The following is a 10,739-nucleotide window of genomic DNA, read 5'->3' on the forward strand; positions in this document are numbered from 1 at the left end:
TGGAGCCGTAGCATACATTTATGGAGCCTAACTTTTTTCAACACAAATAATATGATAGGGAGTGGTTTGGACTGGAATGCTCATTGTGGTAGGGCATAATACTGTAAAGGAGCATGCTATGTATAATTATTACGCCAGGACGAATATGAACCCTCCGAATGTAGTGTCGTTTGCACGGGGAGATGTAACTGGGGACAGAGTACCTGATCATGTCTATTTAACCGGCATAATGACGCCAGGTAGTCCATTTATTCAACAGATCACGCTGGTCGTTCAGGATGGAAGATCCGGCGTGTTAACAAGTGTCCCGCTTCGTGAAAATGCAGGCTACAATCCTGTTGTATTCCTGGGGGATTTTACTGGGAATGGAGTAGATGACATATTAATCAGTATTACGACAGGTGGTAGTAGTGGAATAATGTACCATTATATTTATTCCTTTGTAGATAATACTCCACAATTATTATTTGATTTTAATGTATATAATGAGCAGTATCAATATGAGGTTACTTATCAGGATGATTACAAAGTAGAAGTTGTCAGCATTATCAATAATTTAAAGTACATTATCGTTATCTCAACAAAAGGCAGCGAATATTTAAATGAAATATATGATGAAAATGGCAAACTGAAGAGTCCTATTACTGGATTTGTCAATCCTCTTAGCGGGTTATATCCTGTAGATTTTGATTCAAATAATCGGTATGAGCTATTGGCTTATCAGAAAATTGCCGGGAGATATAATGCTGATTCTTTAGGGTATGTTTTGAATACGTTAGCATGGTCGGATAACAGGTTTGTTTTGCAAAATCAGTATGTTGCTATTTTTGGATATTAGGATATTTAAGTTCTATTTAAAGCCCGGGAACCCACTTCCGCAATAAGCGGAGTGGTCCCGGGCTTTTTATTTGTATAAGCGAAGTCTGGGTCTGTCCCAGCCTGCATCTAATCTGACACTTTTTTGAAATGAATGGTATAATAAAGCTAATATTCTAAAGATTAGAAAAGCGAGTGGAACGTATGAAGATAACGCCTAACCATCATTTAATCAATGTGGAAGAACAGATCAATGAAGGATACAGAACGGAACCCGAAAAAGCGGCAGAACAACATCTTTTTGATGCAGATGGACCTGTCATGATCGTTGGTGATACAGCGATCCCGTTTACGAAGCGGCATACGTGGCCGCTGGTTGTGGTGTTGGAGGATGTACTAAGCTGTGAGGAATGTGATCAGCTGATTCAATTATCGATGGATAGAATGAAGCGTTCGAAAATTAGTAGTGATCGTGTGGTCAATCAGATGAGAACAAGCAGCGGCATGTTCTTTGAGGAGTCAGAAAATGATCTGGTCAATACCATTGAAAAGCGTCTTGCGAAGATAATGAATATCCCTGTCGAACACGCAGAGGGATTGCAAATCCTGAAATATACGCCTGGGCAGGAGTACAAAGCGCACCATGATTACTTTCTGCCAACCAGTAAAGCAGCTTCAAATAATCGCATCAGCACAATGGTCGTTTATTTTAATGAGGTGGAAGAGGGAGGAGAAACCTACTTTCCTGCATTAAATATCTCTATCACGCCTCAAAAGGGCTCAGCCGTCTACTTCGAATACTTTTACAACGATGAAGAACTGAACAATCAAACGCTTCATGGTGGCGCACCTGTTATAAAAGGAGAAAAGTGGGTTGCAACACAGTGGATGAGGAGAAAAAGTGTACGATAACTGTATAATGAAAAATATTCCCTGTCCTATACACAATGTCCATACAACCCATTTATGTTAAATGATCTGAAAAAGTATATAAAACAGTGATAGATTGAAATTTCTGCTTCATCCGCTCACAGGATGCTCATATAAAATTTATTTAAAGCCCGGGAACCTATTTCCACATGAAGTGGAGTGGTCCCGGGCTTTTTAAGTTATTTGTGTTTCATCATCAGCTTTACAATCATCCCTCCACTAAAAACTGCTTCCCCTTCCCAAACACAGCCTTTATAGGTTTCCTCCTCGCAATCGCTTCAGCACTGCAAACCGCATCCACAAGCATAAAGGAAGCAGCATCACCATGCTTCGGCCATTGCTGCTGACCTTCTGATGATAAAGGATTGACCCCGCCAGTTGCATACTTCAATAACTGATTTAACCCGACTTCCCCGCTGATCCCGAAGCGTTCTCCGAGCGTGGCGAGCTTGTCGATTGTATTGCCGGTGCCAAAAGGTGACCAGTGATCTGTGATGCTGTCGTGGCCCACTGAGACTGGAATCCCTGTTTCCCATAAGGCCGGGATTGGAATCGTGGGACGGTTGATTGGGACGGTGGTCGTCACATCGATTTTTGCGTCGTTCAGGATGCCGGTCAGCTGCTGCAGCCGCTTCTCCTTCAGGTCGCCAAGCGCCAATGCGTGACTGATGGTGACGCGTCCCTCATAACTATTCTTTTTGACTAAGTCAGCGATTTGTTCCATTTCAAAAGCGCCGAGCGAATCGGGATCATGCAGGTGAATATCAATATCTTTCTGATAATCCAGTGCAATCGCAAACATCGTTTCAAGGGACTTATTAATATCGCGGTCCACTGTTGCAGGGTCCACGCCTCCTACATGAGTGGCGCCGTGTTCCATCGCCTGACGGACAAGAGACTCAGCGTTACTTCTTAAGAGCCCGTGCTGCGGGAAAGCGACAATTTCATATGTCAGGTAATCTTCATACGCTTTGAGTGCACGGACTGTGGCTTTTAGGTTTTCAATCCCTGTAACCGGATCAATATTGCAGTGCGTGCGGATATGGGTATGACCATTTTGCAAAAGCAGCTCAATCATCTTCTTCGCACGTTCCTCTGCTACAGGGAGCTGTTCCTTCAGGATGGTCTGTTCTTCTTCAATCCTCGTGAAGATGCCGTTAACAGCGGGCTCCACAGCTTTCCAGGGTCCTGAGTAATACGTCTTATCAATATGAATATGCATCTCCCGGAACGCAGGCAGCAACAGTGCCCCTTCTGCATCAATCACGGGAAGGTTGGTTTGAGCAGGGTAAGTGGATGTCACTTCAGTGATGGTCTCATGCTCAATTTTCAGATGTGCTGTTTCAGTAGTAGTTCTAGTCACTCGGCTCTCATGGTTAAATCCGGTCTCAATCGTTGCATTCACAATCCAATAAGCATTCATATTCTGCCTCCAGTACGCTCAACGTTTTCTATTATTGTAAAAGCTAGCTTGTGATAAATACAATATTCACTTGCGTAATGTTCCATTGTTTAAGGTGCTACAAGCCTTTCAGCTATGCTACTGCTCTATATCGTGATCATGAGTGCATTTGTCTCACCTAAAGCTGTGGAACCGCACGAATTTGTTGAGTTTCCACTCGCTGAAAGTGATAAACGGGCAACGCCGAAAATACTGGAAAACTGGCTTGTGTGGATCGGCATCGCATTCGTATTAATCATCATCGCATACGCAATCCCGATCGCCCAGATGATCCAGCATGCACCTCCAGGATCACGAGAATTTATTACATGGTAGGAGTTGAGTGAAATGGTTTTAACACTGATTTTCTTTTTCCAGGTCATCATTTTAACCACTGGTATGTATGTGGAATTATCAACAGAAGAGGAGTAAAGGAATCCCGCTGCTTTCAGTCAGGCAGCGGGATTTGCATATGGAGAAACTTACATCAAGTAATGGCAAATCAATCATATTTAATATCTGAAATAAGCCCGTGCGGCATATATATGTTAAGGGTTCTTGAACCGGGAATTTCTTCATTAATCTAAAACAAAAAGAATCACATATGTTAGCAATAAACTAAGAACGTTACAGAAGGAGGGGGTCTGTCTGGATCAATCATTACTCGATTCCCTGAGAAAAGGAGGATATATACTCTATGCAAGACACGGGGAAGCAACTGTGGGCAGTGATTTACCCGGTTTCAGCTTTCAAAGCTGTCTCACTCAGAGAAATCTTTCAGAAACCGGACGCTGGCAGGCTGTTTCCTATGGAGATATTCTTCGATCCTTACGCATACCGGTTCAATACCCTATTGTCTCAAGTCCATTTTGCAGGAACATTGAAACCGCACAGCTGGCATTCGGGACTGTAAGTGTGGGTGTTGATCCCTTTTTGTTTGAGGTGTATAGGTTGAGCGGAAATTTACCGGATGAAGAAAGAAATAGAATACTGAATGGTCTTCAGTCAAGGCTGAAGACAGCACCGGATCAGGGATGGAATCAGGTGATCATTGGTCATAGCTTTCCTGCACAAACAGGGTTAGGTGAGATACCAAATATGGGCACAGTGATTGTAAAACCCGGAGGTGCCGGCAATGGTTATCAGGTCGTCAGACGGTTATCTTTATCAGAATTACGTGCTATAGGAAATTAGCGTTTGTTAAAGTGCAATCACAATTCAATGTTTGATCACTGGAACATTCACATTCTTTTCATCCTTTAAAGAAACATGTAACTCAAGTTCCCGATTCATTGAAGCAAAAAAGACATCCCTTATATCAACAATGCCTTTCTCAGATAACTGATGTTGCAGCCAGGCTTCATTCAGATTAAAATCCTTCAAGACACTTGAGTAAATGGTTCCTTCTACAATCAAGGGAAAGGAAATAGCGGATGTTGTTTTTGCCATTTTCATATCTTCTAAAGTAACTGAATTTTTCTGTGGAATTTTTAAAACGCTCAAAGAACCATTCGCTTCGATAATGGCTGTTTCAACCTCACTAATATCAAAAATGCTTTTTTCCCTTAGCATTTGAAGGATATTATCAATCGAATAACGGATTTTCTTCATATTTTTATTAAGGAATTTGCCATTTTGAATAATCACAGTCGGTTCAAATGTCAGCAGTCTACCGATTTTCCGGTTAGAAATTTTCCACTTGGCAACAACCTTCTGGAGAATGCCGAGCGCAATGACTGCTGCTGCAGTCGGAAGGTGATCAATATTGGGGTCTGCAATATCGGCTCCAACAACTGCCCCCAGGGTGAGGATAATTAAAAAATCAAATATCGGTAATTCCCCGATTGCGCGTTTTCCCATGAATAGGGTGACAACGAGCAGGAGGGGTAAAATCGTAATGATCCTCCCAAAAACCAGCAGTATATCTTTTATAGATTCAAGCATTTTTACACCCCTATCACTAACTTCATAGAAATATGTATTAGCTCCAGTGTTTAATCCCCCGGATCATCTTTACTTTTATACCCCGTTAAAGTTGGCTGTTGATCTCCACTTCGGGCGGATGTTTGACTGGGCCGGGCGTTGAGCCCGCAGGCTTTGACGTGCCAGATCTCATCTGTCCCTTCCTGCTGTAGGAGTTAGGGCCCTACGCTCCAAACATCAGCTGTGCAAAGGCACCAATAGCATTTCACATAAATTACTTTAGAAAGTACAGTCCCATCTTTTACATGAACCAATCGGAAAATACATTTTTATCAAAAAACGCTCGTAATCATCAGTTCAAAGTGAGTTCGTAACGGCATAAAAAAGTGGGGAAACACCCCCCACTTTATACTCGCTTCAACAACGGCCGCTCCTGCACATACATCGCGAGATCCGGACTGCTCCCCTTCACAATCTCTTCCGCAATTAGCCTCGCCAATGCCTGCCCATACACCATTCCGTTATCTCCAAACGCAAAGACAAAATAGCATCCCGGGAATTCTTCATATTTCCCGACCACAGGCACGCCATCCACAATTCCACCATAAGATGAAGCCAGGTAATACTCAGGTTCAACATGAATATCAGGAAACAGCTTATTAAATTCCTCAATTAGCTGATATTTTTTATGAGTTAATTTACTATTTCTGTCTCTTTCTTCATCTGTATTTTCATCAAGCCCGCCGATAATCACCCGGTTATCTTTCGTTGTCCGGCAATATAAATACGGACGGGCAGTTTCCCAGAGAAGTGTCCGGTTGTACCATGCAGACAAGTCATCAACCGGGTTCGTGGTAATCGTGAATGTACTTTCAAAAGAAGCTTTCTTTTCTTTTTTGATATCCATGCCTTCATACCCTGCAGCGAAAATGACATGCCGGGCCTCTATCGAATAGCCTTTCTTTGTTGTGACAATCGTTGTCCCACGCTCCTGATCAAAGTGCTGTCCATTCATTTCAGTCTGTTCATATACACGTACACCTTGAGCGACCGCCTCTTCAAATAGCGCATGCGTATATTTGAAAGGATTTACTTCTCCATCATGATACGAATAAATCGCTGCTTCCCGGCTGAAAGGATACTTTGCTTCAATCTCATCTTTTTCTAAAAAGTCGACCTCACAATCATGCTGCTTTAAATAGTTATATTCCTTTTTCAGCTTGTCCACGTCTTCAGGGCAGCTGGCGGAATAGAGGGTGTCTCTTCTGTTGAATTCACAGTCGATTGAACTGCTTTTGGAAGCTCCTTCAATTTCATCAATCGCCTGCTTCAGTAGCTGCAAATGTCTTGCGACATAGTCTTCTCCAAATGTATTCACTAGACTGGTGAACATTTTTTCACCGGAGTATTGCAGAATCGCTGTATTTGTCACAGTACTTCCGCTCGCGATAGTCGATTTTTCGATGACCACTGCATTTAAGTCATGGTCAGCAAGATAATAAGCACACTGAGCACCTGAGCTCCCACCACCGATAATCAATACATCACAGGACAGGTCTGTTTCTAATGGCGGATAGGACGGTGCATCAGGAAAAGTGGTTGGCCAGTAATAGGTGCCGGTTTGACGTTTCATTTGGATCCTCCCCAAAAAGTAAATGAGATAAAATTACTATGTCCAGATTTAGGCTGTATATGCTGAATATTTATATAAGAAGGGAAGAATTAGGAGTTTGATGAGTAGAATTTTTAATAATAGAAATAGAGTATTTATATAAAATGGTATAATGTGGTTTAAAGTTCATTTAGAGAGCTTAAAAAACTCAACTTATGGCTAGCCCTCTCTCAAATGCTGCTAAATGGTTGATGGAGGCATTCCGCAGCTGCATAAAGACGATCCTTAGATCATTCGGGATGTTCAGTGATAAGAACCTGTCGTACATCGCTATATTTTCTATTTCTCCTTGAACGCCTTCTGCATATGCGGTCTTCAGCCTTTCGGGAGTTGAAATGAAATTCTGGGATTCATCCATTGGCAACGGTACCTGATATCGCTCGAAAAGTGGCAGCAGTGCCATGATATGTCTCATTTCTGCAGCTCTGATCTGGACAAACGTTCTAATCTCACCAAAGTTTGCGATCACGTTATTGTATCTTCCCTGCGCTAAATACTCATCTTGAAGGGCATAGGTTAACATTTGAGGTAAGGACAATGAAGGCGTGTTTAAAGCGCCTTTAGCGCCATAGTTTTCGATTTGTCTATGCATAGGAGTCACCTTTTTCTGTATCGGTAAATGTGACAGTATTCATGTGAAAATGGATATTACATAATTGATCTGAATACATGATTGTCCTCCTTCTTTTCACTTCAAATTATTTTATGCATACTAATCAATCGGGTGCGCAAAGCTGGACTGCCGTGTAAGATGGGAAGTAGCGATTAAAGGATAATTAATTGAGAGGTGAATCAAATGGAAACCATATATTTCGCAGGCGGCTGTCTCTGGGGCGTTCAGGCATTTATCAAAACTTTACCAGGTGTGACATTTACAGAAGCGGGCAGAGCGAATGGATCGAGCAGCACTCTTGATGGGGATTACGACGGATTTGCGGAATGCGTGAAGACCGAGTTTGATCCTAATGTCGTGACGATGGATCAGCTGATGGCTTATTTCTTTGAGATTATTGATCCTTACAGTGTGAACAAGCAGGGAATTGATGCCGGGGAGAAGTATCGAACGGGCGTATATAGCGAAGATCCTCAGCATTTAGAGGAGGCGCGGGCGTTTATTCAGAAGAGAAGTGATGCCGAACGTATTGTGGTTGAAGTATTGCCGCTTGTGAATTATGTGCGGAGTGCAGAGGAGCATCAGGACCGGCTGGATAAGTGTCCGGATGATTATTGCCATATTTCAGAGGAGCTGTTGAATAAATATCAGGAAAAGTAAAAGGGGGAAAGCCGATGAACGGTCTTAAATGGCTAAGCATGGCTGCATTTTTGCTCGGTATCATTTTTATGACATACAGCTGGACGCAGACCTGGGATTTTCAGGCGTCTTTTGAAGAATACGGGACAGTGCTCATTCAAAGGACTGTCAGATCAAGTGTGTTTCTGGTTGGAGGGGTAATTTTATTAGTGATGGGTATGTCGTTACATATGGTAAAAGCTTATTTCCATAAGGTTGAGAATGATTTATATGAGATGGAGCGGCGAAGTAAGTGAGCCTGTTTTAAATATAGGGTTTGTAATAGCCCAATGTTGTTTTTGCACCGCAGATGATTGGAGCGGAAGGGGGCGACTCCTGTGGCAGGAAGGGACAGATGAGACAGTCACGGCGAAGCACAGCCACGGAAAGCGTCCCCCTGAAGCGGAAATCATCTGCCAACTTGAAGAGAGCTTAAATATAATGAAATGAGGAATCCTTTATGAAGCAACGAAGCTTAGGAAATACAGGGATCCAGGTGTCAGAGGTCGGGTTTGGCGCATGGCAGCTAGGTAATGAGAAAGACTGGGGCAGGATGGCAGATCGTGAAGCAATTGATTTGGTGAGTGAGGCGATGGATGCCGGATGTAACTTTTTTGATACGGCTCCTAACTATGGAGCTGGCAAAAGTGAAGAGCTTCTTGGACAAGCTTTTAAAGGTAAAAGAGATCAGGTGGTCATCAGCAGTAAATGTGGCCACCTTTCGAATGGGGAACAAAGCTTTGAACCTGAAAAATTGATCGAATCAGTGGAAGGCAGCCTGCGACGGTTGCAGACTGATTATCTCGATAGTCTGCTTCTTCATAATCCGCCTTTTTCAAGTTTGAATGGCAACAGCCCGCAGTTTGAAGTGCTTGAAAATTTAAAAGAACAGGGAAAAATCAGGGCGTATGGCGCTTCGGTTGATAGTGGGAAAGAGATGGATGAACTGTTACATAAAACGGATAGTCAGGTCATTGAAGTGATGTTCAATATTTTTCATCAGGAACCTGCAGCCGCAATACAGTCAGCTGAGCGTCAGGGAGTAGGCGTGATTACTAAGGTGCCGCTGGATTCAGGTTGGCTGACTGGAAAGTACGATATCAACAGTCGATTCAACGGGATCAGAAGCAGGTGGAGTATTGATGACATTGAACAAAGAGGCAGGTTAGTAGAAAAAGTCCGTCGTATTTTGGGAAATGATGTGCCTATGTCGCAGGCAGCATTGCAGTTTATTCTTTCTTATTCCGAAGTGTCTACGATGATCCCGGGTGCAAAAGATATTCAGCAGTTTAACCAGAATCGTGCAGCAGCTGAAGGCAGTTTATCTCCGGAAATGATCAGTGAGTTGAAGAATTTATGGAGAGAAGAAATAAAGGATATCACTCTGCCCTGGTAGCTATATTAGTTGTATAAAACCTGAAACCGCCTTATGCTGAATGATAGAAGGTGTCTTTACGACATCTCTATGATAAAGGAGGATGCTCAATGTTCAAAAAGATCATAAAAGGCATTTCCAAAGAATTGAAGAAGCGTGGCAGCAGCAGTGGCAGAAGAAAGCATTACCGTCGCGGTTCAAGCAGCGGGAAGAGGCGCGGATATCGTGGCGGAAGCAGTAGTGACCGCCGGGGACGCAACCCGTATGGGGGCTCAGGCCGTTACAAAAACAAAAGACATTATTCCAGCAGCTGATTGCAATGAAAATCGAAAAGACGCCGCTGAACCGGACAATGGTTCAGCGGCGTTTTTTAATGTGCGTGAAAGCTGCCAATCGCCTTCCTGATATCCGTGAGAATGTCTGCGCACTGCTGATAGGGCTTAGTAATACCAAGTAGCCGTTTGAGCAGCAGCGTTGTCTGCGGTTTGAGATGAAGCTCTTCTGTCCAGGATCTTCCCTTTTTGATATCCCCGTCATAAGAAGAGTACAGGAGAAATAACAGGAAGTCTCCCAGATCAAAGAAATCATCCTGGGCGAGCTGTTCCCGCTGCGTTTTTAATCCGCTTTCTGCCCCCAGATTGCTTGCCAGACCAAAGTCGATCAGGTGAATCTTCCCATTGTGAAGAAGAACATTTGGAATTCTGATATCCCCGTGGAATACACCCTGGTCATGGATGTAGCAGACAATAAAAGTCAGCTGTTCAATGATTGGCAGACATTCCTTTTCTGTATACTGCTGTCCGGTTGCAAATAACGTATCCTCCACATTTTTTCCTTCAACAAAGGCCATCGAAAAGAACTGTTCACCCTCATATGAAAAGGTGTCGATCAGCGATGGAATCCCGGGGTGGTCCAGCAGCTTCAGAATTGCTGTCTCCTGAAGATAATTTTCAGCGTTTTCTTTTCTCTTACTTTTACGCATCTGCTTGACCACACATGTTTGACCGGTACTCAAATCCTGACATAAATAAATGATCCCGTAACTCCCGTTTTGCAGCACTTTTTCAATCTGATAGCGTCCATTGATAATTTCACCGGCAGGATATTCACGGTCCATGATCTTCTGACGTGCTTTTTTGATCATCCAGTGTACTGCTTCCATAGGCACCTCTGTGTTTTTGTTTGTCTTAATCATATCAGATGGTGTGAAAAGTGTTAAAACTCTTCACTGCTAAATAAACCAAGTTGTATAAATCATAAGGACTATGAAATTAAATGGATATAAATAGAG

At 42.9% G+C, this 10,739-nt stretch carries 13 protein-coding genes; 8 read left to right on the top strand and 5 right to left on the bottom strand.

Annotation, left to right across the window (positions count from 1 at the left end; all coding sequences use genetic code 11):
• Positions 1-118: 118 nt before the first annotated feature.
• Positions 119-838 carry a VCBS repeat-containing protein gene (locus tag E2626_RS07910; RefSeq protein WP_134381208.1) on the top strand — a complete coding sequence of 240 codons (720 nt, stop codon included), beginning with the start codon at positions 119-121 and terminating at the stop codon, positions 836-838.
• 299 nt (positions 839-1,137) lie between these two features.
• Positions 1,138-1,728, top strand: a complete 591-nt coding sequence (locus E2626_RS07915) for a 2OG-Fe(II) oxygenase (protein WP_134381494.1) — start codon at positions 1,138-1,140, stop codon at positions 1,726-1,728.
• Positions 1,729-1,954: 226 nt separating this feature from the next.
• Here the strand turns inward: E2626_RS07915 and E2626_RS07920 are convergent, their stop codons facing one another.
• Positions 1,955-3,169: an amidohydrolase gene (locus E2626_RS07920; RefSeq protein WP_134381209.1), complete on the bottom strand. Its 1,215-nt coding sequence runs from the start codon at positions 3,167-3,169 to the stop codon at positions 1,955-1,957.
• Between the two features lie 114 nt (positions 3,170-3,283).
• Between E2626_RS07920 and E2626_RS07925 the strand changes: the two genes are divergently transcribed.
• Positions 3,284-3,523, top strand: coding sequence for a hypothetical protein (locus E2626_RS07925; protein ID WP_424955125.1), 240 nt, complete (start codon positions 3,284-3,286; stop codon positions 3,521-3,523).
• Between the two features lie 384 nt (positions 3,524-3,907).
• Positions 3,908-4,381 (top strand): histidine phosphatase family protein, encoded by a 474-nt coding sequence (locus E2626_RS07930; protein ID WP_424955126.1) that lies wholly within the window; start codon positions 3,908-3,910, stop codon positions 4,379-4,381.
• Positions 4,382-4,405: 24 nt separating this feature from the next.
• Here E2626_RS07930 and E2626_RS07935 read toward each other — a convergent pair whose 3' ends face one another.
• The 3 genes from E2626_RS07935 to E2626_RS07945 all read right to left on the bottom strand — a co-directional run bounded on the left by E2626_RS07935 (position 4,406) and on the right by E2626_RS07945 (position 7,374).
• A complete protein-coding gene (locus E2626_RS07935; protein ID WP_134381211.1) occupies positions 4,406-5,131 on the bottom strand; it encodes a DUF421 domain-containing protein in 726 nt (241 codons plus the stop codon).
• Between the two features lie 385 nt (positions 5,132-5,516).
• On the bottom strand, positions 5,517-6,743 hold the full coding sequence (locus tag E2626_RS07940; RefSeq protein ID WP_134381212.1) for an NAD(P)/FAD-dependent oxidoreductase: 1,227 nt from the start codon (positions 6,741-6,743) through the stop codon (positions 5,517-5,519).
• Between the two features lie 187 nt (positions 6,744-6,930).
• On the bottom strand, positions 6,931-7,374 hold the full coding sequence (locus E2626_RS07945) for a ferritin-like domain-containing protein (protein WP_134381213.1): 444 nt from the start codon (positions 7,372-7,374) through the stop codon (positions 6,931-6,933).
• A 204-nt stretch (positions 7,375-7,578) separates the two neighbouring features.
• Between E2626_RS07945 and E2626_RS07950 the strand changes: the two genes are divergently transcribed.
• From E2626_RS07950 to E2626_RS07965, 4 genes are all read left to right on the top strand, one after another.
• Positions 7,579-8,055, top strand: a complete 477-nt coding sequence (locus tag E2626_RS07950) for a peptide-methionine (S)-S-oxide reductase (RefSeq protein ID WP_134381214.1) — start codon at positions 7,579-7,581, stop codon at positions 8,053-8,055.
• A 14-nt stretch (positions 8,056-8,069) separates the two neighbouring features.
• Complete coding sequence (locus E2626_RS07955) at positions 8,070-8,330, top strand: hypothetical protein (protein ID WP_134381215.1); 261 nt, start codon at positions 8,070-8,072, stop codon at positions 8,328-8,330.
• A gap of 203 nt (positions 8,331-8,533) precedes the next feature.
• Positions 8,534-9,469 carry an aldo/keto reductase gene (locus E2626_RS07960; protein ID WP_134381216.1) on the top strand — a complete coding sequence of 312 codons (936 nt, stop codon included), beginning with the start codon at positions 8,534-8,536 and terminating at the stop codon, positions 9,467-9,469.
• Positions 9,470-9,558: 89 nt separating this feature from the next.
• On the top strand, positions 9,559-9,762 hold the full coding sequence (locus tag E2626_RS07965; protein ID WP_134381217.1) for a hypothetical protein: 204 nt from the start codon (positions 9,559-9,561) through the stop codon (positions 9,760-9,762).
• A gap of 56 nt (positions 9,763-9,818) precedes the next feature.
• Here the strand turns inward: E2626_RS07965 and E2626_RS07970 are convergent, their stop codons facing one another.
• Complete coding sequence (locus tag E2626_RS07970; RefSeq protein ID WP_166786772.1) at positions 9,819-10,610, bottom strand: serine/threonine protein kinase; 792 nt, start codon at positions 10,608-10,610, stop codon at positions 9,819-9,821.
• Positions 10,611-10,739: the final 129 nt, after the last annotated feature.

This window comes from Jeotgalibacillus salarius (genome assembly GCF_004405125.1).
Taxonomy (GTDB): Bacteria; Bacillota; Bacilli; order Bacillales; family Jeotgalibacillaceae; genus Jeotgalibacillus; species Jeotgalibacillus salarius.

Coding starts and splice junctions, on each gene's coding strand:
- E2626_RS07910 (WP_134381208.1), top strand. CDS start 119: ATGTATAATTATTACGCCAGGACGAATATGAACCCTCCGAATGTAGTG.
- E2626_RS07915 (WP_134381494.1), top strand. CDS start 1,138: ATGATCGTTGGTGATACAGCGATCCCGTTTACGAAGCGGCATACGTGG.
- E2626_RS07920 (WP_134381209.1), bottom strand. CDS start 3,169: ATGAATGCTTATTGGATTGTGAATGCAACGATTGAGACCGGATTTAAC.
- E2626_RS07925 (WP_424955125.1), top strand. CDS start 3,284: ATGCTACTGCTCTATATCGTGATCATGAGTGCATTTGTCTCACCTAAA.
- E2626_RS07935 (WP_134381211.1), bottom strand. CDS start 5,131: ATGCTTGAATCTATAAAAGATATACTGCTGGTTTTTGGGAGGATCATT.
- E2626_RS07940 (WP_134381212.1), bottom strand. CDS start 6,743: ATGAAACGTCAAACCGGCACCTATTACTGGCCAACCACTTTTCCTGAT.
- E2626_RS07945 (WP_134381213.1), bottom strand. CDS start 7,374: ATGCATAGACAAATCGAAAACTATGGCGCTAAAGGCGCTTTAAACACG.
- E2626_RS07950 (WP_134381214.1), top strand. CDS start 7,579: ATGGAAACCATATATTTCGCAGGCGGCTGTCTCTGGGGCGTTCAGGCA.
- E2626_RS07955 (WP_134381215.1), top strand. CDS start 8,070: ATGAACGGTCTTAAATGGCTAAGCATGGCTGCATTTTTGCTCGGTATC.
- E2626_RS07960 (WP_134381216.1), top strand. CDS start 8,534: ATGAAGCAACGAAGCTTAGGAAATACAGGGATCCAGGTGTCAGAGGTC.
- E2626_RS07965 (WP_134381217.1), top strand. CDS start 9,559: ATGTTCAAAAAGATCATAAAAGGCATTTCCAAAGAATTGAAGAAGCGT.
- E2626_RS07970 (WP_166786772.1), bottom strand. CDS start 10,610: ATGGAAGCAGTACACTGGATGATCAAAAAAGCACGTCAGAAGATCATG.